14 protein-coding genes are annotated in these 25,645 nt (G+C 73.8%); 8 read left to right on the forward strand and 6 right to left on the reverse strand.

Annotated elements, in window-relative coordinates; genetic code table 11:
* Window positions 1-62 precede the first annotated feature (62 nt).
* From BM076_RS02065 to BM076_RS02080, 4 genes are all read left to right on the forward strand, one after another.
* The gene (locus BM076_RS02065) at window positions 63-608 is read left to right on the forward strand and encodes an SGNH/GDSL hydrolase family protein (protein ID WP_093711738.1); all 546 of its coding nucleotides are present in this window, start codon (window positions 63-65) and stop codon (window positions 606-608) included.
* Between the two features lie 190 nt (window positions 609-798).
* Complete coding sequence (locus BM076_RS02070; protein WP_177246283.1) at window positions 799-1,419, forward strand: sigma-70 family RNA polymerase sigma factor; 621 nt, start codon at window positions 799-801, stop codon at window positions 1,417-1,419.
* Window positions 1,416-2,759: a hypothetical protein gene (locus tag BM076_RS02075; RefSeq protein ID WP_093711543.1), complete on the forward strand. Its 1,344-nt coding sequence runs from the start codon at window positions 1,416-1,418 to the stop codon at window positions 2,757-2,759. The genes BM076_RS02070 and BM076_RS02075 overlap by 4 nt, the downstream gene beginning before the upstream one ends.
* Before the next feature lie 31 nt (window positions 2,760-2,790).
* A complete protein-coding gene (locus BM076_RS02080; protein WP_093711739.1) occupies window positions 2,791-7,566 on the forward strand; it encodes an FtsK/SpoIIIE domain-containing protein in 4,776 nt (1,591 codons plus the stop codon).
* Between the two features lie 85 nt (window positions 7,567-7,651).
* On the opposite strand, the gene BM076_RS02085 is transcribed toward BM076_RS02080, so the two are convergent.
* Together BM076_RS02085 and BM076_RS02090 are read right to left on the reverse strand one after the other, a co-directional pair.
* The gene (locus tag BM076_RS02085) at window positions 7,652-7,960 is read right to left on the reverse strand and encodes a WXG100 family type VII secretion target (RefSeq protein ID WP_093711544.1); all 309 of its coding nucleotides are present in this window, start codon (window positions 7,958-7,960) and stop codon (window positions 7,652-7,654) included.
* 21 nt (window positions 7,961-7,981) lie between these two features.
* Window positions 7,982-8,878: a hypothetical protein gene (locus BM076_RS02090; protein ID WP_093711545.1), complete on the reverse strand. Its 897-nt coding sequence runs from the start codon at window positions 8,876-8,878 to the stop codon at window positions 7,982-7,984.
* Between the two features lie 206 nt (window positions 8,879-9,084).
* Here BM076_RS02090 and BM076_RS02095 point away from each other — a divergent pair, with 206 nt between their 5' ends.
* The 3 genes from BM076_RS02095 to BM076_RS35925 all read left to right on the forward strand — a co-directional run bounded on the left by BM076_RS02095 (window position 9,085) and on the right by BM076_RS35925 (window position 20,547).
* A complete protein-coding gene (locus BM076_RS02095) occupies window positions 9,085-16,890 on the forward strand; it encodes a putative T7SS-secreted protein (protein WP_093711546.1) in 7,806 nt (2,601 codons plus the stop codon).
* On the forward strand, window positions 16,887-19,556 hold the full coding sequence (locus BM076_RS02100; protein WP_245795645.1) for a right-handed parallel beta-helix repeat-containing protein: 2,670 nt from the start codon (window positions 16,887-16,889) through the stop codon (window positions 19,554-19,556). The genes BM076_RS02095 and BM076_RS02100 overlap by 4 nt, the downstream gene beginning before the upstream one ends.
* Window positions 19,557-19,641: 85 nt before the next feature.
* Entirely contained in the window at window positions 19,642-20,547 is a 906-nt protein-coding gene (locus BM076_RS35925) for an RICIN domain-containing protein (RefSeq protein WP_245795646.1), read from the forward strand.
* A gap of 48 nt (window positions 20,548-20,595) precedes the next feature.
* Here BM076_RS35925 and BM076_RS02110 read toward each other — a convergent pair whose 3' ends face one another.
* The gene (locus BM076_RS02110) at window positions 20,596-21,468 is read right to left on the reverse strand and encodes a GNAT family N-acetyltransferase (RefSeq protein ID WP_093711547.1); all 873 of its coding nucleotides are present in this window, start codon (window positions 21,466-21,468) and stop codon (window positions 20,596-20,598) included.
* A gap of 130 nt (window positions 21,469-21,598) precedes the next feature.
* Entirely contained in the window at window positions 21,599-22,567 is a 969-nt protein-coding gene (locus tag BM076_RS02115) for a sigma-70 family RNA polymerase sigma factor (protein ID WP_093711548.1), read from the reverse strand.
* Between the two features lie 172 nt (window positions 22,568-22,739).
* Here BM076_RS02115 and BM076_RS02120 point away from each other — a divergent pair, with 172 nt between their 5' ends.
* A complete protein-coding gene (locus BM076_RS02120) occupies window positions 22,740-23,501 on the forward strand; it encodes an SDR family oxidoreductase (RefSeq protein WP_093711549.1) in 762 nt (253 codons plus the stop codon).
* 57 nt (window positions 23,502-23,558) lie between these two features.
* On the opposite strand, the gene BM076_RS02125 is transcribed toward BM076_RS02120, so the two are convergent.
* Entirely contained in the window at window positions 23,559-24,896 is a 1,338-nt protein-coding gene (locus tag BM076_RS02125) for an MFS transporter (protein ID WP_218160024.1), read from the reverse strand.
* Between the two features lie 195 nt (window positions 24,897-25,091).
* The gene (locus BM076_RS02130) at window positions 25,092-25,574 is read right to left on the reverse strand and encodes an NUDIX domain-containing protein (protein WP_093711550.1); all 483 of its coding nucleotides are present in this window, start codon (window positions 25,572-25,574) and stop codon (window positions 25,092-25,094) included.
* Window positions 25,575-25,645: the final 71 nt, after the last annotated feature.

Below are 25,645 nucleotides of genomic sequence, written 5' to 3' on the forward strand. Positions count from 1 at the left end.
AGGGCGACCATCAAATCGACCAGGCTGTAAGGAATGTGACGAGCCGTCAGGACGGTCGGTACATGCGCCGGACGCGGGCCGTGCTCCCGGGAGCCACGCTCGCGATCGGCACGGCGCTGCTGCTGACGTCGCTGCCCGGCGGGGTCGCGGTCGCCGGGACGGCGGTGCCGCAGGTGCGCGTGATGCCCCTCGGCGACTCGATCACCTGGGGCGTCGGGAGCCCGAGCGCGTCGTCGTACCGCGCGCCGTTGGCGGCGCTGGTGGGCCAACAGCCGTCGTACGCCGTGCAGTTCGTCGGCTCGCAGAATTCGGGCACGCTCACCGACCAGTCCAACGAGGGCCACAGCGGATATGTGATCTCACAGATCCGCGACGGGATCGACGACTGGCTGTCGGCCGCCCGCCCCGACGTGGTGGTGCTGCACATCGGGATCAACGACCTCGACCGCGGGATCGACGTCCCCAACGCCCCGGCCAGGCTGGCCGATCTGGTCGACCGCATCCACACCGACCGCCCCGGCGCCGCCGTCGTCATGCTCGGCCTCATCCCGACCACGCCCGGCCTCGGCACCCAGGTGGCGGCGTACAACGCCGCCCGCCGCGGCTGAATCCCGGAAGCCTTCCCTCCGTGACGTCACGTCCACCCGGAGGCCGCATCCCCGTCGTCCCGGCGAGCGGGTCCGGTGGTTCGGGCGGGAGTCATGCGGTTGTTGACGTTCGTTCATGAGGGGTTATCTGACCTGGTCGGATGGGCGCCTACCGTGATCGGAAGTGCTGCCGGGCAGAGAGGGAACTGTGGTGAAACGGACACAGAATGTTCCTGACACGCCGTCAGGCGGTGGGGCGAGCGGCTTAAGAGCCCCGTCCGCGGCGGGCGGTGAGCTGGCGGCGGCGCGGCTGCGCGGGGAACGGGAAGCGCTGCTGCGCTATGTGGTGAAACTGCTCGCGCCCGATCTGCGGCACGCCGAGGACGTCGTCCAGGAGACGCTGCTGCGGGCCTGGCTGCGCGCCGACCAACTCGACTGGCAGGAACGGCCGATCAGGCCCTGGCTCTTCCGCATCGCGCACAATCTGGCCGTCGACACCTGGCGCAAGGACCGCGCGATACCGGTCGGCAGCGCGGCCGACGTCCGGCCGGACACGGCCGACTGGTACGACCTCGCCGACCGCGTCGTGGACCGCAGATGGCTGCAACTCGCCCTGCGCAGGCTGCCGCGGGCGCACCACGAAGTGCTGGTCCATGTGCACATCTACGGGCGCGGCAGCGAAGAGGTCGCCGACGTCCTTGGCATACCCCGCGGGACGGTCAAGTCCCGTACCCACCACGCGATGCGCTCGCTGCGCCGCGAGCTGGGCGTGGCGCAGCGCACCGTGGCGCAGAACCACGTGGCGCAGGACAACGAGGAGACGGCCGCATGACACGTTCCGGACCGGCCGTCGTGGAGCTGGCCGGCGGGCCCCTCCAGGTGTTCACCGACCACCGGGGCGGCATCAGTACGACGCTGGGCCTGCTCGGTCTCGTCGTCGCGGCACTGGTGATCGCCAACCGGTCGGTCCGGCGGATCGGCGGCTGGCGGGTGGTCCGCCGCAGGCTGCGGCGCGAGAGCCGGCTGACCGCGAACGCCTTCACCGCGCCGCTGCGCGGCTGGGTCCGCTACCGACGGCAACTCCGCCTATTGGGACGGCTGTTGGACGACCCGGGAGTGTGGCGGACCGGGGAGCGCGCGCTGCGGGCCGCCTACGCCGCGGCCCCCGGGCGCTGCCGGCCGTACGGCGTGCTCGTCGGCGACGGCGCGGACGACGGTCTGGTCGGCGTCCTCGTCGCGGGCCGCGACGTCCCCGAGCCGCCCCCGCCGTGGATCGCCGACGACCGCGACCCGCGCGTGTGGTGGAGCGCGTACGAGGAGTGGCACGACCTGCGGCCCGCCGCCGGCCTCGGCTGGGAAGAGGCGGAGGAGTCCGCGGCGCCGCCCGTACTGATCGCCGCCGTCGGCGTCGACGGGGGCCGCGCCGTCTTCCTCGACCTCGCGGCCGGAGCGCCGGTCACCTCGCTTGACGGCGACGAACGCGTGGCCCGCCCGCTGGTCCAGGCGCTCGCCGCGCAGCTCGACCGGCGGCTGCCGCCCGGCGCCGTCACCGTCGCCGACGGCGTCCACCCGCGGTACGCGGGACCATCCGCCGCGCAGGCGCTGCGGGATGCTGCCGACTGGAGCGCCGGCCACGACGAACCCGCCTTCGTCGTCTGCGCGGCCCCGCTGCCGGACATGGCGGGCGATGGGCCGCGCGTGCTCGCGTACGGCCGCACCCACGGGCGCGCCCGTCTGCTGACCGTCGACCGGGACGGCCTGCTGACCGTCCACGGCACGCCGCTGCGGGTCCGCGCCACCTCCCTGCCGCGCGCCGTCGCCGCCGCGATCGGCTCCCTGCCGCCCTACGCGCCACCGCCGCAGCCGGCCGCCGCGCCGCCCCTGCCGTACGCGGAAGCCACCGAGGAACCGGGCCTGGCCGGCGTCTCCGCGATCGCACCCGCCGCGCGGGCCCAACTGCCGGAAGCGGCCGGTGCGCCTGCGGTGACGGCCCGTCAGGCACGCCCGAGTGAGGCCGAGTCGGGCCCGCTCGGCGTCTCCGCCGCCGCCTCGGCGGGCACGCCGCCGTCCGGCGGCGGCGTCCCGGGGGAGCAGCCCGGCACCGAGCAGGGCAGGCCCGCCGCGGCCGAACCCGCTGCCGCGAGCGTCGCGCCCGCACCCCGCAACGACTGAACCGCCGTCCTCGTCCCATGGGTTGGACATCGTGAAGCTGACGCTTACCACCGTCGACGGAGTCGACGGGGCCGCCGGTGCCGTGCACCGCGACCATCTGCTGGAACTGCCGGACGGCTGCACCGTGGCCGACCTCGCCGAGGCGCTGGGCGTACGGGAGGAAGGCGATCCGGCCGCCGCGGGGCGGCCGGGCGGCGCGCCCGGGTCCGCGCCGGGGCGGCCGGCCGCGGACGGAGGGATCGCCCTCCACCTCGGCGCGGAACCGCTGGCGGCGCAGGCGCCGGTGCGGGGGAGCGGGATCAGGGAGGGGACGGTGCTCGGGGTCGGCAGGACGCCGCCGGACCCCGACCCCGCCGCCGGGCGGACCGTCCCCGCGCCCGGCGAGCCGGTGCTCGCCGAGGTTCACAGTGTGTCCGGGCCCGGCGCGGGCCGCAGCTGGCCGCTGGCGCAGGGCAGTTACGAGATCGGCACCGACGCCCGGTGCGCGATCCGGGTACGCGGCGCCGACGCTCCCGAGTCCGGCCTGTGGGTCACGGTGGCGGCGGACGGCACCGCCTACTGGCACCGCGAACGCGCGGACGGCCGGATCGACAGCAGCCCCGTACGGCTGTGCGTGCCCGTGCCGCCGTCCGATGTGGACCCGCTGACCGGGACCGCGCCCGACCGGACGACGCCCGAGGAACGGATGGACGCGGCGCGCGCCGTGGACGAGGCGGAGAAGGCGGCCCGCGCGGCCAGGAAAGCGGCACGCAAGGCGGCCCGCGGCGCCGGCCCGCGTACCGCAGCCGCCCGTACCACCAGCACCGTCACCGCCGACGACAGCGACGCGCGGCCGGCCGACGGCCGCGTCCCGTGGCCGGTCGACGTCGACCTGGCCGTCGGCACGACGCTGCTGCGGCTGGTCGCCCCGGTGGAGCCGGACGCCGCCGTCACCGGCTCCGCCGACGGCGTCGGCCTGGACTTCAACCGGCCGCCGCGCATCGCCCCACACCTGGACGCCGAGTCACTGCGGCTGCCGACCCCGCCGGGACAGCGGATACGGGTGCCCTTCCCGCTGCTGATGATGTTCGCGCCGGTGGTCCTCGGCCTGGTCATGGTCGGCATCTTCCACTCGTACTTCTACCTGGTGTTCATCCTCTTCACCCCGCTGATGGCGATCTCCAACTGGGTGATGGGCCGCCGCAACAACCACAAGACGCACATCGAGTCGCGCCGCCGCTACCGCGCCCGCCGCCGGGTCGTGGAGCGCGAGATCCGCGAGGCCGTGGTGCGCGAGCGCTGGGTGCGCTGCGACACCGGCCCCGACCCGGCGGCCGTCGGCCTGATCGCCACCGGGCCCGGCAGCCGGCTGTGGGAGCGCCGCCGCCGCGACCCCGACCACCTCGTGCTACGCGTCGGCACCGTCGACATGCCCTCGGTGAAGGCCGTCGAGGACCCGGCGCAGGACGAGAACCACCGCACCGTGCGGTGGAATCTGCCCGACATCCCGATCGGCGTGGAACTCGCCGAGCTGGGCGTCGTCGGCGTCGCGGGCGGCACCGCGCCCGTGCAGGCGCTCGCCCGCTGGTGCGTGGCGCAGGCCGCGGTGCTGCACAGCCCCCGCGACCTGCGGATCGTGGTGCTCACCGAGCCGTCCAGGGCCCAGGAGTGGGGCTGGACGCGCTGGCTGCCGCACCTGCGGCCCGCCCAGCAGGGCGGCCCGGTCGTCTCGATCGGCAACGACCCAGAGAGCGTCGCCAACCGCGTCACCGAACTCGTCTCGCAGATCCAGGCGCGCCAGCGCGCCCTCGGCTCGTCCATCGGGCGCGCGATGTTCACCGCGCCCGACATCCTCGTGATCGCCGACAGCGCACGGCAGTTGCGCGACGTGCCGGGCATGGTGCAGATCCTCACCGAGGGCCCGCCGGTCCGGGTCTTCAGCCTCTGCCTCGACGAACAGGAACGGCTGCTGCCCGAGGAGTGCGGCGCCGTCGTCACCGTCTCCGCCACCGACCTGACCGTCCGCAGGACCGGGCTGCCCGAAGTGACGGGCGTACGGCCGGATTTGGTGGCCTCCGCCTGGTGCGACCGGGTCGCCAGGGCGCTGGCGCCGCTGCGCGACGTCAGCCCGGAGAACGACAGCGGACTGCCCGACGAGGTGCGGCTGCTCGACCTGCTCGGCCAGGAACCCCCGGACGCCCGCCTGCTGGTGGACCGGTGGAGCCGCCGCCCCGCCACCACCACCTTCGTACTCGGCACCGGCTACGACGGGCCCATGTCGCTGGACCTCGTACGGGACGGACCGCACGGCCTGGTCGCCGGCACCACCGGCTCCGGCAAGTCCGAACTCCTGCAGTCCTTCGTCGCCTCGCTCGCCGCGGGCAACCGCCCCGACGAACTCACCTTCGTCCTGGTCGACTACAAGGGCGGCAGCGCCTTCCGCGAGTGCGCGAACCTGCCGCACACCCTCGGCATGGTCACCGACCTCGACGCGCACCTCGTGCAGCGCGCCCTCGACTCGCTCGGCGCCGAACTGCGGCGCAGGGAAAGGATCCTGGCCGAGCACGACGCCAAGGACCACCCCGAGTACCGCGCCAAGCGCGCGGCCGCCGCCGCGGGCGAAGGGCCGAAGCTGCCCGCACTGCCCCGGCTGCTGCTGGTCATCGACGAATTCGCCACCCTGGTCCGCGAAGTGCCCGACTTCGTCACCGGACTGATCAGCATCGCCCAGCGCGGCCGGTCGCTGGGCATCCACCTCATCCTGGCCACCCAGCGCCCGGCGGGCGCGGTCACCGCCGACATCAAGGCCAACACCAATCTGCGCATCGCGCTGCGCGTCACCGACATGGTGGAGAGCCAGGACATCATCGACACCGGCGACGCCGTGCACATCTCGCCGAGCACGCCGGGGCGCGCCCTGGTCCGCTACGGACACCGGGCGGCGATCCCCTTCCAGTCCGCGTGGGTCGGCGCCGAACGCCCCGCCGAGGAGGGCGAGGAACCGGACGGCGGCCCGCGCCCCGCACAGGCCCGCCCCCGAGTGCGCGCCGCGGAGCTGTCCTGGACCCGGCTCGGCCGCCCCGCCGTCCCGCCCACCAGGGAGGACGACACCCCGGAGGAACAGGGCCCGTTGGCGCCCACCGACCTCCAGGCGCTGGTCGCGGCGCTGCGCGAGGCCGCGGACCTGCTGGAGGACTACGCGCCGCAGCCCAGCCCCTGGCTGCCCGCGCTGGAACCGAAGGTGCTGCTGGAGGAACTGCCGCACGTCGAACGCCCCGCCGCCACCGGGCAGAAGACGCTCCCGCCGCCCTTCCCGTACGCCCTGGAGGACATTCCGCAGCTCCAGGAGCGGCGGGTCGCGACCGTGGACCTGGCGACCTTCGGCCACCTGTATGTGATCGGCGCGCCGCGCTCCGGCCGTACCCAGGCGCTGCGCACCATCGCGGGCTCCGCGGCCCGCCACGCGCGGCTGAGCGATCTGCACATCTACGGGATCGACGCGGCGGGCGGGGGCCTGGCGGCCGTCGCCGCGCTGCCGCACTGCGGCGCGGTGGTCTCCCGGCACGACTTCGAGCACCTGGAGCGGCTGCTCGGCCGCCTCATCCGGGAGTTGACGCAGCGTCAGGAAGCGTGCTCGGCCCGCAGCTGCTCCGGGCTGAACGAACTGCGCGAACTGCTGCCGGAGGCGGAGCGGCCCGCCCACATCCTGCTGCTCATCGACGGCTGGGACGCGCTGTCCCCGCTGATCGACGACTACGACAACGGGCGGCTGCTCGGCGACATCACCCGGCTGCTGCGCGAGGGCGCCGCCGCCGGTATCCATGTCGTCGCCACCTCCGAGCGCTCGCTGATCGCGGGCCGGATCGCCGCGCACAACGACCACAAGCTGCTGCTGCGCCAGGCCGACCGCAGCGACTACAACCTGATCGGCATGCTGCCGAGCCAGGTGCCCGCCTCGGTGCCCGACGGCCGCGGCTGGCACATCGTCAGCCGCACCGAGACGCAGATCGCGCTCCTGGACGCCGACGACAGCGGCCAGGGGCAGGTCGACGCGCTGCGCCGGATCGGCGCCGCCGCCGAACGCCGCGGCGCGCATGTCCCGGCCGGGTGGCGGCCGTTCGCCGTCGCCCCGCTGCCGCCGATGGTCGAATTCGCCGAGGCGTACGAGAAGGTGCCCGCCGAACTGCGGCGGCCGATGTGGGGCCTGCTCGGCGTGGGCGGCGACGACGCCGGTGTGGTCGGCGTGGACTTCGCGCAGACCGCGCCGTCCTTCCTGGTGGCCGGGCCGCCCGGATCGGGCCGCAGCAACACCCTTGCGTGCTGCGCCGTTTCGCTGCTCGCCGCCGGCACCTCGCTGGTCGTACTGACCCCGCGCGAGTCGCCGCTGCGCGCGCTGGCCCGGCACCCGCATGTGCGGCTGCTGGACGAGCCCGACCCGTCGGCCGACGTCGTACGGGAGGCGCTGGACGCTATGCCCGGGCCGCGCGTGGTGATCGTGGACGACGCCGACCTGGTGGCGATGGGCTCCGCCGAGCGGATCCTGAAGGACATCGCGGTCGCCGGCCGCGAGCGCGGCATCGGCCTGCTCGCCGCCGGGCCCGCCGACTCCCTGTCGATGGGCCTGGGCAGTTGGCTCACCGCCGCCAAGCGGGCCAGGCGCGGCCTGGTGCTCGCCCCGCGCAACATGTCCGACGGCGACCTGATCGGCGCCCGGCTGTCCATCAGCGCGGTGCGCTCGCACGTCCGCGCCGGACGCGCCTGGACCTCGGGCCCCGGCGGCACCGCGCTCACCGTCCAGGTCCCGGTCACCACCCTCAAACCGCAGTAGTACGAAGGCGGTTCACGCAAAAGGGCGCCCGCCGGCCCCTCGTCCACCACGAGGGACCGGCGGGCGCCCGTACGCGCGGCGGGCGTCAGCCGTTGGCCGCGTCCCGGATCTTCTTCGCCAGGTCGGCGTCGTTGTCCGCCATCGACTTCTTGATGCCGCGGAACTGCTCCGCGAAGTCCTTGATGCCCTTCACCGCGAGCAGCAGGCTGGAGTTGAACTTCTCGTACGACTCCTTCAGCGCCGCACTGGACTGCTCGAAGACCATGCCGTCGTCCAGCAGATTGTTCACATCGGTGCGGAGCTGGTTGAGCATCGGGACGATGTTCTCGTTGGCGGTGTCCAGCTTGGACGAAGTGGTCTCGATCTTCTCGTAGTCGAGGGAGATGTTGGGCATCGCGGGTGTGCTCCTCGCAGGCTAATAGCCGATGTAGTCGTAGCTCGGGTCGGGTTCTTCTTCGCTGTCCACCACACCGTCGCCGTCCTCGTCACCGACGAGCTTCCACTGCGCGCCCGTACCGGTGCGGGTGTAGTCGCTCTTCTTCCCGTCACCGTCGGTGACGGTCATGGTGCCCGAGCCGTCCTCGTTGATGTGGACGTCGGAGTGCGCGGTGCTGTTGTCGGCGTACGTGGTGTCCGTGACGTAGGACCGGTGGTCGTCCTGGTACGTGGTGGTGGAGGTGTACGTCTGACCCGCGCCGGTGGTGACGGTGGTCTTCTCCGTGACGACGTTGTAGTCGCCGTCCAGCGTCAACTGGGTGTGGACGGTGCCGCCGTCCGCGGTGGTCAGCGTCTTGTCGGTGGGCGGCGGCCCGGGGTCCTTGGGCTCGGGGCCCGGGTCGAACGCCTTGCAGAAGTCCGGCGCCGTCTGCCCGTCCGAGACGTCACAGGCATCCGGATTCGCCTGGTACTGCTCCCACAGGTCGTGGTCCTTGACCCACTGGTCGTGGCCCTCCCACGCCTTGTGCTTGCCGATCCAGTCGCTCAGCCCCATGTCGGCGCTCATGATGCCCGCGCCCTCGGCGATCTGCGCGTCCATGTTGAAGAAGCCGTCGGCGACCGCGCCGAAGGTGTCGCCCAACTGCCGCAGGTCGTCCTCGGCCTTCTCCATCGGGTGCTTGGAGCGGTAGTACAGCGTGCTGAAGGCCGCGGTGAGCTGCGCGTCGCCGAACACGTCCGCGGCCTCGCCCGACTCGTCGTTGCCGAGCGTCGCGTAGTCGCTGCTCTTCAGCGTCGGCCCGATCTTGTCCGCCAGGTCGTGCAGATCCTTGCGGGCGGTGTGCAGCACCGTGTAGTCGAGTGCGAAATCGACCAATGACCTCTCCTCCTTCGCCGGACACCCGTGCGCCGCCGGGACCACCGCGGCCGACCGGTCCGACATGTTCACGTACCGGCGGTCCCGGCGGTTCACCCAGGTCGGGGACTTCCCGCCACGGACGCCGGGACCGCGCCGCAGTGAACCGCGCGGCCCGCTCGTACGTGAATGCGGTGACACGGCGGTACGGCAGGGGAGGAACCGGAATGCCACGCCCCACGGACTGGGACGCGCTCGGTGTGAGCGGCGATCCCACGCCCGGCGACCCGGTGCGGATCCACACGGTGGCCACCTCGATCGGCGACCTGGGCCGTACCGCCCGGGAGATCGACACCGCGATGGAGACGGTCCTCAACAAGACAGGACCCGAAGCCTTCAGCGGCGAGACCGCCGAGGCGCTGCGCGACCAGATCAGCGGCAGGCTGCGCGGCTTCGTGCAGAGCATCGCCGAGGCGTTCGAATGGTCGAGCAGCGCCCTGACCACGTACGCCGACGCCATGTCGACCGCGCAGAGCAAGGCGGACGCGGCCCTGGACCAGGGGCGCGGGCTGGCCAAGGACGACCCGAACCTGGAGACGCTGGCCGCCACCGCGCGCGACGCGGGCCAGACGCAGAAGGACGCGGCGAGCGCCGCCACCACCACGCTCCGCAAGGCGTCCGGCAACATCAAGTCGCCGGTGTCGGGCTGCGCGGAATTCTGGGAGATCTTCCAGTGGATCGCGATCGCGCTGATCCTGCCCGCGCTGATCTTCGGCGGCCCGATCGCGCTGGTCGCGATGGCGGTCAACCTCACCATCTTCATCAAGACCGCCGTGGACTTCGCCCAGGGAAAGGTCGGCGCCCTCGACCTGTTCCTGTCCGCGCTCGGCCTGATCGCGCCCACCACCCGCGCCGTGCCGATCTTCTCGCTGATCGCCAAGGGCTTCAAAATGGGCTGGCAGGCGATCAAGGCGGGCGGCATCGCCACCCTGACCTTCCTCAAGGACATGCTGACCGGCATCGCCAAGCCGTTCGTCGCACTGCCGTCCTTCAGTGAACTCGCCCACATCACCGGGAGTTGGACCAAGGCGGGCGGCCTGTGGCTGTCCGGCGTCGGCAAGGGCATCGGCCAGATCGGCGCGAACGTCCTCAAGGTCGGCTCGCTCACCGTACTGACCGGCATCAAGGGAATCCCCGGCTTCTTCAAGGGAGTTCCGGAATTCGTCACCACCTTCGGGAAGAACAGCGCGGCCTTCTTCAAGGGAGAGTTCGGCGGCGCGAAATGGCTGCGGATCTTCCTGCCCGCCGAGGGCGACGAGATCGGCAAGTTCGGCGTCATGGGCGCCATGAAGATCGCGCTCATCGACCGCGGTGTGTTCGGCAAGTTCAAGTACGGCGCGGTGGACGCCGTACGCCCCACCGTGCAGGCCGTCGGCAGCGGCGTCAGCCATCTGCCGACCCCCGACTTCACCCCGCACACCACGCCCGGCCTGTTCGTCCCCGACCCGCCCAGGCTCAGCCTCGACCTGGGACCGAAGTTCAGCGACACCATGACCTTCAGCTTCCAGGCGGTCATGGGCAGGGACGCGCTGCTGGACACCCCGATCAGCGAGCTGTCGCAGCTGCACCTCGGCGAATGGGCGAACGTCACCCACACCCCGACCGGCATCACCTTCGACGTCAACTCCGCGGCCCACAGCCTCCCGCAGGCCATCGTGCCGACCCCGCCGCCGCTGCACATCGACTTCGCCGGCGCCCACGCCCAGGCGGGCGCGCCCTCCTTCAGCGTGCCGACGACCGGCGCGAACGCTGTGCCGAACCACATCGTCACCCAGGCCACCGACCTGGTCGCCACCCCCAAGACGGTGGTCTCCGCGATCTCCGTCCCGCAGATCAACCCGGCGGCGGTGACCGTCACCCCGCCCGCGGGCACCGTGCACGCCGTCACCCCCACCGCGACCCCGGCGACCACCGCGCATCTGACCAACCCCGCCGCAGCGGTCGCCACCCCGCCGCCCACCGCCGCCGTGACGGTCAACGTCAACGCCGCGAGCACGGTCGCGATACCGCCGCCCGCGACCACCACCGCCCTGGCGCACACCGTGCCCGCGCCCGCGCTCCCGCACCTCGCGGGCGACGGCGCCGCCCACTTCCAGCCGGCCGCGGTCCCGGTCACCGGGCACGTCCCCGCGACCTTCACCGGCGCCTCCCCGCACCTGGCCGACATCCCGCACACCGGCTCCTTCAACGCCCTCGACCTGCTGCACACCGGCCCCAACCCGACCGCCGCGCACGTCCTGGCGCCCACGCCCAACGCGCTGATCACCGGCACCGCCGCGAACATCGCCAACAGCCACACCATGGCGACCCTCGCCCAGCACATCTCGGTGGACCTCGGCCCGGCCCACGTCGTCGGGCGCGCCGGCAGCGACCTCACCCCGCCGCCGGCCACAGCTCTCACCGCGGCCCCGCCGCCCGCCGCGGCCCTGTCCGTACCGCCGCCGGCCGCCGTCACGCATGTGCCGCCGCCGAGCGCCGTCGCCCAGGTCCCGCCGCCCGCCGCGGTCGTCCAGACACCGGTCACGGGACATGTGCCCGCCGGTACGCACACGCCCGCCACCTTCGACCCGGGCGCACTGGGGTCGATCGGCGACAAGGGCAAGGCGCCCGAGGTGTTCACCGCGAACGGCACCGGGGCCGGAGCGGGCGTCGCGGTGCGACTGCCGCCCGCGCACCGCTTCGACGCCGCCATGGACCTGCTCGACCATGGCCCCTTCGGCCGCCCCGCGCCCCTGCCGCACCCCGCCGACGCGCACGGCACCGGCGGACCCGCCTTCGCCGGTACGGCCACGCCCGGCCTCGGCGACAAGGCGTTCGCGGGCGCCCCGGCCCGCACCCCGGAACCGGCCCACGTCCCGGAACCGGCCCACGTCTCCGATCCGGCCCACATCCCCGAACCCGCGCACGTACCCGAACCGGCACACATCCCCGAGACCGGACACGTACCCGAGTCCGGGGCCGTCCCCCCGCCCGCCCAGGTGCCGGCGACCGCCGCCCCGCACACCCCGGGCGACCTGCGGCCCGTGGGGCCGCCGCCGCGGCTGACCGGCAAGGAACTCGACCGGGCGTGGGCCGCCGACAGCGAACGGATCGGCGCGCTGTTCGGCGCGGCGACCGACCCGGCCCGCCCGCTGCGCTTCGACGCCTGGAGCGCCTTCACCCTCGCCCGCTACGACCTCGGCCGCCTCGAACAGCACCTGGACGACCTGCGCGCCATGCCCGGCGGCCCGTCCAGCGGCGAGTCCCGCGCCGTCACCGAGGTGACCACCCGGATCACCGCCGCCCGGCAGCAGTACGGCGCGGCGCTGCGGGACCTGCGCGAGCACGGCATCAACCCGGCCGCGATCGACCAGCACATCACCGACCTCAACCTCCAGTCGCTGCGCGACCGGCCCCGGCTGCTCGGCGGCGCGGTGCCGCCGCCGGTCATCCGCGTCGAGGGCACCGACGCGGGGCGGCTGATCGAGGAGTCGGTGCCGCTGAGCGACCCGACGGGACTGCCGCACGGCCTCAGCGTGCAGATCACCTACCGCGCGGACGGCGTGGACCTGCGGCTGCTGGACGCCGACGGAGCGGAGCTGGGCAACGGGTCGCACCATGTGGTGCAGACGCCCGGCGGCGGACTGTCCGTGCAGGACGTGACGACCGGTATCCGGCAGACCTTCGACTCCCGCGGCTCGCTGCGCGCCGAGACCATCCCCGTGCACGGCCCGCAGGCCCCCGTCGGCACCGGCATCGCGGTCACCTACGACCAGGCCGGCGCCGCCACCCACCACCTCACCACGGGTGGCGGCATCGACGCGGGTGCCACCGTCACCCGGCTGCCCGTGCCCCGCGACGGCTTCCGCGTGGACCGGCCCGCCGCGCCCGGCACCGCCGCCACGTACCAGCTCTTCGACTCGCGCGGCCTGCATCTCGCCGACGGCCACGGCATCCAAACCCCGGCAGGGGTCGGGCAGTTCGTCGAATTCCCGGCCCCCGGCCGGGGCGGCGGCGCCCAACTCCTCGACGCCGGCGGCGCGCCCGTGCCCGGCTTCACCCCGGTCCGCGAGACCGACGCGGCAGGCGCCACCGTCACCGTACGGATCGACCAGGACGGCGCGGACGGCGCCTTCGTCCGGCACGGCTTCCCCGGCGGCGCGCCCGTCGAGACCGGTACGCCGCTGCGGCTGGCCGGCGGCGCGGCGGACGGCAGGCTCGTGGTTCGCCCGGTCGGCGGCGGCGCCCCGCACATCGAACTGCCCGGCGGCGCACGGCCGAACGGCGTACAGGCGGTCGACCATCCCGGCGGCGGCCTGCGCGTGGAGCGGACCGGCGGCCCCGGACAGGCCATGACGTACGACCGTTTCGGGCCCGACCATGTGCTGGCCGGCGGTGGCCGCGGCCTCATCGGCGGCGACGGCAATCCGAGCGGCGCCGTGGACGTCCCCGCGGGCGGCGCGGCGCGGCACCTGGACGGCGCCTGGCAGCCCGTGCCGAACCACACGGTGCGGGTCGACGTCGACCCGGCCACCGGCAATCCGACCAGGATCCGTGTCACCGACACCGCGAGCGGCGACCACTGGACGCACGACCACACCAGCGGCGCCCTCGGCGACCACGCCGTCATGCTGCACGGCCCCGGCGGCGCGCCGCTCCATCAGTTCGGCGTCACCCGCTACCCGGCGCCCGGCACGATGGGCGCCGCCCAGCGCCTGGCGCTCGACGCCAACGGGCTGCCGCTGCCGCACATCACGGCGCACGGCACCGGCTGGCGGATCACCGACACCACGACCGGCGTACGCGGCGGCGAATACCGGCAGTTCGGCGCGGACGGCAGCCTGACCGGGCAGGCGTTCAACGTCACCCGCGACGGCGTGCGGGTACCGAACCGGCAGTTCGTCCTCACCTTCGCGCCGAACGCCAGGACGTGGCAGCTGATGGACACCGCCGCCGGCGCCCCCTTCCGCGGCGCGGGCCGCGGACTGCTGCACTCCGGCACCGTCGAGGTCGCCACCGACGCGGGCCACGTCAAGCTCGTCGCCAAACCCGGCAAGGACGCCGTGGAGATCTTCGAGCACCGGCCGCTGCCGACCGGCGGCGCCCTGGACTCGCTGCGCCGCACCGACGCCGGCGGCTTCGGCCGGCTCTCCGGCCAGAACACCCGCTGGACCCAGACCGACCCGGCAGGCAACGTCGTCAACTGGGGCCTGCGCAATGTCGGGACGCTCGACGGGAAGGCGTGGCGCGGCCTGGACCACAACGGCGTGCTGGTGCACGAATTCCGCAAGGGCATCGACGGCGGCAGCGTCCTCGGCATCCGTGACACCACCGGCGACGGCTGGACATGGGTGCGCTACGACGCCGGCCAGCGTCCGGTGCTCGGCGGCGTCCGCACCCTGGACGCGGACGGCGGCTGGACCGACCACCTGTGGCAGGGCGGCGAGAACGTCGTCGTCCAGCGGCAGTGGGGCCCAGCCCACCTGCCGCAGAACAACACCGGTCACTACCGCGAGGCCGTCCTCGACCCCGCCAACGGGCACCTGCCCAAGACCGTCACGGTCGACCCGGCGGGCGCCAACACCACCAGGCAGCTGTGGAAGGAGCAGTCGGAGCACGGCAAGCCGACCGGCGCCCTGGACAAACTGCCGGACAACAAGATCCTGGAGACCCACCGCTGGTCCGAGCAGCGCCCGCCGCAGTGGGTCCGCAAACATCTGATCGGCATCGGCGACGCCGTCTGGGACGCGCACGGCTTCCTCAAGGGCGACACCCGCTTCCAGATGTCCACCTGGACGAAGACCGACCTGGCGACCGGCGCGCGCACCGACGGCTTCCGCTTCACCGCCATGAACGAGAACGTACTCGACATCGCCGCCGACGGCACCTTCACCCGCGCGGTGATCAAACTGGACCACGGCAACACGCTCACCGTCGGCGACTCCGTCGCGCTGCCGGCCGGTGCCGCCCCCGTCGCCGGGCACCTGCCGTGGACCGAGGGTGCGGGCAAACTGTCCGGTTACCGTGTCCAGACCCCGGGCGGCGCGGGCGGCCGGATCTGGGAGGACCGCTTCAAGGTCCACCAGGGCGGCGACTGGTACACCCCCGACGGCACCCCGACCCGGGTGGCGCGCGCGGGCTACGCCGACGGCACCATCGTGGAATTCCGGCCGGTGCCCGCCGGCGGCCTCGTCCTGGACGGCGGTCCCGCCGTACGGGCCGGCGCCTTCGAGGGCAACGGCGGCGCCTCGGTCACCCGCAATGTGCACGGCGCTCCCGTCGGTGACGTCCACAGTTGGCCCAACGCCGACCTGCGGCCCGGCAACGACCACGGTCCGCACACCGTCACCACCAACGCGCCGCGCTCCCGGCTGTGGGACTGGTCCGGCTACAACGGCCGTACCGACACCCGCCATTGGGCCTGGGACAGCGTCGACGGCGCGGGCAACCGGGACACCGGCTTCACCGAATTCGGCCGCGGCTTCAGCGGATCGAGCCCCTTCGACGACTCCTTCCGCGCCTACATCCGTACCGACGACGGCCCCTTCGCGATCCGCGGCCGGGACATGCTCGGCGGCGGCGACCACGTCGACGCCTGGCGGATCACCAACGCCGACGGCACCCACCGGTGGCAGTGGGCGAAGTACGACACATTCGGCAACGCCGTGGACTACCGGGGCACCGGAGTCCGCGAGTGGTGGAATCCGCGCGCGGGCGGCGGGAACGGCGCCTATGTCGCCGACTGGTTCCCCGGCGCCCGCTCCTTCCGCGACCGGGTGGACCTCGGCGGCGGCGCCGCACCGGTCACCGTCCGCGAGGTGCCCACCACCAGCACCACCGGGCGGGTCCGCGAATACCTGCCCGACGGCTCGCTGCTCGCACCCGGCGCCGCCAACCCGGTGGACCGCAACGTGTGGAAGGAGTTCGACCACAACGCGGCCGTCGTGGAGAGCAAGGTGACGGGCAATCAAGTCCTCACCACCGACGCCTGGCGCGGCCAGTGGGTGCGGCACGACGGCAACGGCGTCATCCACGCCCAGGGCTCCGACAGCGGCTACATCTTCGAGGCCGACACCTTCGGACGGCTCCACCTGACCGGCCGCGGCGTCGACTTCCGCGGCCCGGCCGCCGAACTGCGCGGCTGGGGACGGCGGATCCGCGAGGCCAACCGCATGCAGTGGAAGACCGACCTCGACGGTATGGACATCTCCCGGATCGGCGACGGCCTCTACCAGCCGCAGTGGAAGCTGATCATGGAGAAGGCCGCCATCGAGTTCTTCCAGGAATTCATCCTGGAGTTCACCGCGAATCTCGCCGTCAACGCCATTGTCGCGGACATCCAGAACCGGCCGTTCAGCGGCAAGGACGCGCTCAAGGCGTTCGCCAACGCGAGTGTCAGCGCGGGCGTCAAGACCGCGGTCGGCACGCTCGTCCACGAGAACAAGTTCAGCGGGCTGCAGCGCACCGGCGACTGGCGCAACGGCCTGGCCAACACCGACAGCGGAAAGCCCTGGTACCGCAAGCCGATGAACCACGACAAGCACTGGTCCAACGAGTGGGCGGGCAACGAGACGCCCACCCGCTGGCGCGGCGGCACCTACGACTTCACCTACAGCGTCGGCACCTCCACCCTGGCCGGCTGGGTCAACGGCAGCATGAACGCGGCCGTGTTCGGCATCACCGACGCCAACGGCGACACCGTCTACCTCAGCGGCGGCGCCGCGGCCCTCGACGGGCTGATCAACGCCGCGTCCGCGATGACCGGCGCGGTCAGCGTCGGCGCCATGAAGAATCTGTTCATCATGGGCGGCGGCAGCCGCTTCTTCCACCGGCAGGGCTTCGCCGAGTTCTTCATCCAGTTCGGCTGGAAGATCCCCGAGAAGGTGTTCACCTCGCAGCTCACCAACTGGTACCGCGACAGCATCAACCCCTGGTGGTACCAGGGCGGTTACGGCGACAGCGGCACCGACCAGCCGGCCGGGCAGCAGCCGTGATCGTCGACCGCGGCACGGCCGCGCACCCCGACCGCGCCGAACACACCGTCCAGGTGGCGGCGAAGGGCCGCGGCACCCACCGGACGATCGCCGCCGCCGTACGCGCCGCCCGGCCCGGCGCCGTGGTGCTCGTCGAAGCCGGCGACTACCGCGAATCGCTGACCCTCGACCGGCCGGTGGTGCTGCGCGCCGAGCACGGCGCGGGCAGCGTCACCCTCTCCCCGGCCGCGGGCCGCAGCGAGGCGCTGGTGGCGGGCGCGCACTGCGCCGTGTACGGCTTCACCCTGCGCGGCGCCGACCCCGAACAGCCCGCGGTGCGGGTCGAGGACGGCGCCTCGCTGGCGCTGCACGACTGCGTCGTCCTCGGCGGCCGGGTCGAGGTGACCGGCGAGGACACCGAACCCGGTTCCGGTGTACGGGAGTTGACCACCCCCGACCCGGACGGCCTGGACTTCGACACGGACAACGGCGCCGACCCCGACCTCCCGCCGGCCCCGGAAGCGGGCCCCGCGCTGCTGCTGCTCCGCTGCCGGATCGCGGGCGCGGGCGGCGCCGGCCTGCGACTGTCGGGCAGCGCCCGGGCCCGCGCCGACGACCTGCGGATCGAAGCCGTGGACGGCACGGCGGCCGTGCTGTCCGGCGCCGCCCGGCTGTCCGCGGAACGCCTGCGCGTGCACGGCACCACCGGCGCGGGCCTGCGGATCCGCGGCCGGTCCGCCCTCGCCCTGATGGACAGCACACTCCGCGACACCGGCGGCAGCGGTGTGCTCGTCGAGGACGACGGCGCCCTCGTGGCGGGCGAGACCCGGATCACCGCGGCCGGCGCGGTCGGCATCCGTCTCACCGGCGCCGCCACCGCGGAACTGGCCGACTGCCGGATCACCGGCTCCGCCACCAGCGGCCTCGTCGTCCAGGACACCGCACGGCTCACCGCCGCCGGCAGCACGGTCGCCGACTCCCGCGCCAACGGCCTGCTGCTGCTCGGCAACGGCACCGCCCGGCTCGCGGACTGCGTGATCTCCGAGACCGGCTACAGCGCCGTCCACCTCGCCGACGCCGCCCGGACCATCCTGCTCGACTGCCGGATCCGCGACAGCGCCGAGCACGGCCTGCACGCCGTCGGCACCGCCCACGCCGACCTCGCTGAATGCGGCCTGTCCCGGATCGCGATGACCGGACTGCACACCGACGGCGCCGCGACCCTCACCGCCCGCGGCTGCCGCCTCACCGACACCGCGACCGGCGTGCACGCCCTGTCCCCGGCCGGCACGGAACTGGAGCACTGCACCGTGCTGCGCGCGGCCAAGACCGGCGTCGAGGCCGGCGCGGGCGGCGGCGTACGGCTGGCGCAGATACGGATCGCCGGGGCGGGCGCCGCCGGGATCGTGGTCGACTCCGGCGCCACCGCCCAGGTGAACGGCGGCAGCGTGGAGGGAAGTTCGGGCTCCGGGGTCGTGGTGTGGACCGGTGCGGCGCCGGAGATCAGCGGCCTGCACATCGACGCGCCGGCCAAGAACGGCGTCTACCTCGCCGAGGACGCCGGCGGCACTTTCACCTCCTGCGAGATCACCGGCGCTGGCTTCCCCGCGCTCCATGTGGCACGCGGCGCGTCCCCGGTCTTCCGCCGCTGCCGGGTCCGGGACTGCGCCGAGGACCTCGGCCTGGAGGAGGGGGCGCGGCCCGCGTTCGAGGACTGCGCCTCCTACGACGTCCGCCGGCCGACGATGCCGCAACAGGGCGGGGGAGCTGTCCCGGCCCGCACGGTGGGCGGCTCTGCCGTGCCCGCACCGCCCGGCGCCCCGGGCGCGGCCGACGAGGAGGAGCCCGACCCGGACGCGCCCGAGGAGAACCTCGACGACCTGCTCGCCGAACTCCACGCCCTCGTCGGCCTCGACGGCGTCAAGGGCGACGTCGGCTCGCTGGTCAAGCTGATGCAGACGGTACGGCGCCGGCAGGAGGCCGGGCTGCCCGCGCCACCGCTCAGCCGCCACCTGGTCTTCGCGGGCAATCCGGGCACCGGCAAGACCACCGTCGCCCGGCTGTACGGCAGGCTGCTCAAGGCCCTCGGCCTGCTGCGCCGCGGCCACCTGGTGGAGGTCGACCGCAGCGCGCTGGTCGGCGAATACGTCGGCCACACCGGGCCGCGCACCACAGCGGCCTTCCAACAGGCCCTGGGCGGCGTGCTGTTCATCGACGAGGCGTACGCGCTGTCGCCGCTGCACAGCGGCAACGACTTCGGCACCGAGGCGATCGCCACTCTCGTCAAGCTCATGGAGGACCACCGTGACGACATCGTGGTGATCGCCGCCGGATACCCCGCCGAGATGGACCGCTTCGTCGCCTCCAACCCGGGCCTGTCCTCCCGCTTCAGCCGCACCCTGCACTTCGTCGACTACGACGCCGCCGAACTCGTCTCGATCGTCGAGCACCAGGCGGCCGAGCACCGCTACGAACTCAGCGAGCGGGCCCGTACCGAGCTGAGCGGCTTCTTCGCCCGGATGCCCCGCACCGAGGGCTTCGGCAACGGCCGCTCCGCGCGCCAGGTGTTCCAGGAAATGACGGAACGTCAGGCACAGCGGGTCGCCGAACTCGCCGACCCGCGCCCCGAGGACCTGGTGGCCCTCGAAGCGGACGACCTGCCCTCGCCGACCGCCCTCAGAACCTGACTTGCCCTCACCTGCCGTCCCCCACAGCAGCGTTGACCCGACACACCATGCCGCGACAACCGCCCAGATCCCCCCGGAGACCACCGTGCCGACACCCGACATCCCGCCGCCCGCCCCGGACGCACCCGCCGCCCCCGAGGCCCGCACCGGCGCCGCCTTCTCCGCGACCTTCGCCGAGCACGCCACCATGCCCCGCCGCGGCCTGCTGCCCGGTGTGCGGGTATGGGGCACGATCGGCGGGGCCGCGGCGCTCACCGCCGTCTGCGTCCTCGTCATCCCACTACTCGGCAGTGTCGGCGACGAGGGCAGCACCGGCGGCGGACCGTCCGCGGACACGGTGGTCGCCGCCGCCCGCACCTCACCGGCCGGCACCCCGACGCCGAGCGCCACCACCGCCGAGCCGCCGGTCACGGTCGCCCCGACGACCCCGCCGCCCGCCAAGCCCAAGGCCTCGGCCCGTACTTACGCCGCCGTCCCGCCGGTCGGCTCCGGCGGCGGGGTCCCGCACACCCAGGCGCCGAGGAAGGCCACCACCGCCCCGCCGAAGAAGGCCGCCAAGCCGCCCACGCAGACCAAGGCCACCACGAAGTCCACACCGCCGCCGGTCCAGCGCGTCGGCGACTTCCTGGTCAGCGGCCAGACCGGCAAGTGCCTGAACGCGTCCGCCGGTTCGGACGGCACCCACTTGCAGCTGTGGACGTGCAACGGCAACGTCAACGAGCAGTGGACCTTCAACTCCGACGGCACGATCCGCAGCAAGGGCCTGTGCATGGACGCCGCATGGGGCAGCACCGACGACGGCACCGTCATCCAGCTCGCCTACTGCAGCGGCAACCCCGCCCAGCAGTTCACCCTCACCGGCGGCGTCATCCGGGGCGACCAGTCGGGCAAGTGCGTGGACGTGTGGGAGCGGGCCACCGCCGACGGCAGCGCGATCAAGCTCGGCACCTGCAACGGCGGCAGCAATCAGGCGTGGCGCCACAAGAGTTGACGAGGCGTCGACTGTGGTGACGGCGTGTCCTGCGCCGCGCGCGGGAGGTCAGGGCCTGGCCAGGTCGCGGATCTCCGGTCGCCGCGTGTAGCCGGCCGAGCGATAGGTGGTCACCCCCACCACATTGGCACTCGGGGTGCAGACCACCGCGCTCGACGAGCCCAGGTCGCGCAGCGCCGCCGCGGCGGCCAGCGAGATCGACCGGCCGTGCCCGTGGCCGCGGTGGTCGCGGTGCACACCGAGGGGTTCGAGCAGGCCCGGCCTGCCGGGTCCCGCGGACCAGACGGTCGCGGCCGCCACCGGGGTGCCCGCGGCGTCGTAGCCGATCAGGCACCGGGCGTCGGCGTACGCGGCGCAGGACGCCATCACCCGCCAGTGGTCGGCGGAGAACCTCGAACCGTCGAAGGAGGCCCGGTGGATCTCGGTGCGCAGCTCGGCCTGCTCTGGCCCGGCCACCTCGATCCGCAGACCGTGCGCCGGCACCGGCTCGGCGAGGTCCCGGCGCAGCGGCGTCCACGGCTCGTCCTCTGTCCAACTGTCGGCGGCCAGCAATTCGCGGACGAGGGAGCCGGCAGGGGCGTCGGCGCACACCTTCCCCTTCGAACCGTCGGAGAGGACACCGCGCTCCGGGTCGCTCAGATCCTCGACCAGGCGGTGCGCCAACTCGTCGTCCCGCTGGGCGTCCGGCGCGATCGTCAGCCGCAGCACCTCGTGGCCGTCGAGCAGACCGAGGGCGAGGATCCGCCCGTCCCGGCTCCACAGCCGCGTGGAGTCCGCGGTCGCCTCGGCGCCCGGCCGCCAGTTCCAGCCGATGTCCCCGGGATGCAACTGCGACGGCGCCCCGTCGTGCTGCCACTCGCGGAGCGCGTCCACCGCGCCGTTCAGCCCGTCGACGTCCGGTGTACTCAGCACAATCGCCATCCCCCGATCACACACCACGCGCCCGCCGCCCGGCATCCGGTTTTTCGCGCGATCAGCGGTCGGCGGCCAGCGACCTGTGACGGGCGACCGGCCGCCGGGACCCGTATGCGCGGGGCCCCGGCGGCGCGGCTCAGTCGAGGACCGCGACGGTGACCGTACGCAGCCGGCCGGGATCGGCGATCACGTCGATCGCGGTGATCCGGCCGGCCACGACGGTGAAGTCCAGGACGACCGTCAGACGGCCCAGCGGCGCCATCACCAGGCCGGGCCGGCCGTTGACCAGGGCAGGCTGGGACAGCCGTACGCGCTCGGCCGCCGCCGTCGCACCGCCCGCCACGGCGCGGATACCGCGCAGCACCACCGGTTCAGGACCGGGGAGCGCCGCCGCGTCGGCGCGCAGCACCACCTCCGGGTCGAGCAGCGCGAGCAGCGCCTCGAAATCGCCGTCCCGGGAGGCGGCGAAGTACGCCTCCACCACCTCGCGGTGGCGGGCCCGGTCCGCGGCGGCACCCTGACCGGCTCCGCCCTGACCGGCCCCGGAATCGGCGCCCTTGACGCGCCGCCGTGCCCGGCTGGCGAGCTGGCGCACGGCGGCGGGCGACCGTTCCAGCAGAGTGCCGATGCCGTCGAAGGGCACGGCGAACATGTCGTGCAGCACGAAGGCGACCCGCTCGGCGGGCGTCAGCGTGTCCAGCACCACCAGCATCGCCAGACCCACGGACTCGGCGAGCACCGCCTCCCGTTCGGGGTCGGCCGCCTCCGGCGGCCCGACGACCCGCCCGGCCGCGCCCGCGCCCGGATCCCGCTCGATCCGCCCGGCGTCCCCACCGCCCGCCCGATCCGGCGCCGGCACGTCCAGCGGTTCCTCGCGCCGCCGCTCGCGCGTCCGCAGCATGTTCAGGCACACCCGGGCCACCACCGTGGTCAGCCAGCCGGCGATGTTCTCGACGTCCTCGGTGTCCGCGGCGCTGACCCGCAGCCACGCCTCCTGGACGGCGTCGTCCGCCTCGCTCGCCGACCCGAGCATGCGGTACGCCACGGCGTGCAGCCGCTCCCCGTGCTCCTCGACGAGCCCGGCCGACCATAGTCGTACGTCCACGCGTCACATTCCCTTCCCGCCCGGTGTCAACGCAGTAGATCACCGAAACTTGGTGCCGGGGGATCCCGTACGGCGTCGAAGAAACCCCGTACGGGATCGCGTACGGGGTCGGCGCGGCAGCGTCCCGGCACCGGCACCGGCACGACATCCGAACGATGACGGAGAAGCAGCCATGACAGCACCCATCCTGGTCACCGGCGGTACGGGCACCCTCGGACGGCAGGTGACACCGCTGCTGCGGGAGGCGGGCGGCGAGCCGCGGGTGCTCAGCCGCACGGCGCGCGAGTCCGCGGAGGGCATCGAGTACGTCACGGGTGACCTGCTCACGGGCGAGGGCGTCGACGCCGCGCTCGACGGTGTGGAGACCGTGCTGCACCTCGCCGGCGACGCCAAGCACGACGAGGAGTCGACCCGTACGCTGATGCGCGCCGCGGCGGCCGCGGGCGTACGGCACGTGGTGTACATCTCGGTCACCGCCGCCGACCGGGTCCCGCTCGGCTACTTCCGCGCCAAGTCCGCGGCGGAACGCGTGGTGACCGGATCCGGAGTGCCGTGGACGACGCTGCGCGCCGCGCAGTTCCACGAACTGGCCTTCACCGTGGCCCGGTCGATGGCGAAGCTGCCGGTGATCCCCGTCCCCGGTGCGATCCGGCTGCAACCGGTCGACTCGCGCGACGTGGCCGCCCGGCTGGTGGAACTCGCCCTCGGCGAACCCTCCGGCCTGGTCGCGGACCTGGTGGGCCCCACCGTCTACCCGATGGGCGACTTCATCCGCTCCTACCTCAAGGCCGCCGGCAAGCGCCGCCCCCTGCTGCCCGTCCCGATGCCGGGCAAGGCGGGCCGGGTCTACAAGGCGGGCGGAAACCTTTCCCTGGACGGCGCCGACGTCGGCACCAGGACCTGGGAGGACTTCCTGACGGCGCGGCTTGGCTGAGCGGGGCCCGCGCCCAGCCGGTGGACGGGCCGGGCGCGCGGCCGGGACGCGCGGTGGTCACTTCCGGTCGGGCGCCCGCTCGGTCTCCGGCGCGATCGCGGGCACGTCCGCCTGGCCTTCCGCCGCCCCGTCCGCCGGTTCGGCCGGCTGCCCGGCCGCACGCGCCGGGGTCGCGCCGGCGACGCGGGTGCTCGTACGGGCGGCGCGGGTGCCGGTCGTCGCGAAGGGCGAGTAGCGCGGCACCCACCGCAGCAGCGCGCCCGCCGCCGCGACACCGACCGCACCCATCACCGCGATGCCGGTGGCAAGGCTGCCGAGGGAGGCGGCGGCCGACACGACCAGGGGTCCGCCGGCGGAGCCGGAGTCGGCGCACAGCCGCCACACGCCGAGGAACTGCGAACGGGTGCGCGGCGGCGCGACATCCGCGCCGAGCGTCATGAGGATGCCGCTGCCGATCCCGTTGCCGAAGCCCATCAGCATGGCGACCACGGTCAGCGACGCCAGGCTGTGCGTCAGCGGCAGCGCGGCCTGCGCCCCGCCGAGGACCAGCATCGACGGCACCGCGATCCACAGCCGTCCCGCCCGGTCCATGACCTTGCCCGAGGGATAGAAGGTCATGGTGTCGATCAGCCCGGCGATCCCGAAGACGACACTGGTGGACGACGGGCTGAAGCCGAGGTGGTCGGCCCACAGCGGGAGCACCGTCTGCCGGGTGGCCCGCACGGAGCCGACCAGCAGCACGGCGAGCCCCAGGGTCAGGAAGACCTTGCGGTGGTCGTGCAGCACCGACCGCACCGACGCGGTCTCCCGCGCGTCACCGGCCGCCGGATCGGCGACGTCCCGCACGGTGAGCAGCACCACGGCGGTGATCACCGTGCACAGCAGCGCCAGCCAGTAGATGTCGTGCACCGGCAGCCTGGTCAGCACGGCGGCGCCGAGGAAGGGGCCGACGAAGGCGCCGACGCGCGACATGCCGCCCAGCGTGGACAGTGCCCGCGCCCGCAGCGCGGTCGGCACCACCTCGGTGAGGTAGGACTGCCGGGCCAGGATGAAGACCGCGTTGGACGCGCCGGTCACGGTCACGGCGAGCGCGAGCTGCCACACGCTGCGGGCCAGCGCGCACGCGGTGAGCGTCAGCGCGGTGACGCCGGAGGCGACCAGCATCGCCTTGCGGTCGCCGAGCCGGGCCGCGAGCGCGCCGGCCGGCACGTCGCCCAGGATCTGGCCGACGCCGAGCAGGGCGAGCACCAGGCCCGCGGTGCCGACGTTCGCGCCGAGCGCTCTGCCGCTGAGGGCGAGCACCGGCGCGAGGGCGCCCATGCCCGTCTCGAAGATCAGGACCGGCAGGAACACCGCCGGAATCAGACTCCGCAGCGACACAGGACGCGTACTCACCTGCTGGTGCCTCACCTCGGGGGACGACCGCCGGACCGGGGCACACCGCCGTACGACGGCAACCCGTCCGCCATTCAACAACAGGCGGCGCGCCGTCCGTACGGTGGTCAGGAGGTCCGACGGTAATACGGTCCGATGGTAGGACAGTCAGGGAGCCGGGTGGTCGGCCGGGGCGTACAGGAGACCGTGGCCCGGTCAGTGCGCCCGCAGTTCTGCCAGCCGGTCCAGGAAGACCCGCTGGCCCTTGATGATCCGCTCGTGCGCCCGCGGCAGCCCGCACCACTCCAGCCGGTCGATCTCCGGGAATTCCCGCAGCGTGCCCGAGCCCTTCGGCCACTCCATGGTGAAGGTGCCGGGAACGGCGGTCGCCGGGTCGAAGTCGGCCTCCAGCGCCCAGGCGGTGACGACCTTGCCGCCCGACTGTTCGGTCTCGCCGAGCGGCAGGAGGTCGCCGTCGGGCAGCGGATGGCCGACCTCCTCCGCGAACTCCCGCCGGGCCGCGTCGAGCGCGGCCTCCTCCGGCCCGTACTCGCCCTTGATCAGCGACCAGGCGCCCGCCTCGCGCCGGGCCCAGAAAGGGCCGCCCATGTGCCCGAGCAGGACCTCGATCCCGCCCTCGCCGGTGCTCGCGCCCGTGTCGCGGAAGAGCAGGACGCCCGCGCTGCGTTTGTTCGCCACGCCGTCAAGTGTGCCCGTGCCGCCGCCGACCGGACGGCAGCGGCACGGACAGCGACGGCCGCGGCACGGGC

This window comes from Actinacidiphila alni, from assembly GCF_900112845.1.
GTDB lineage: Bacteria > Actinomycetota > Actinomycetes > Streptomycetales > Streptomycetaceae > Actinacidiphila > Actinacidiphila alni.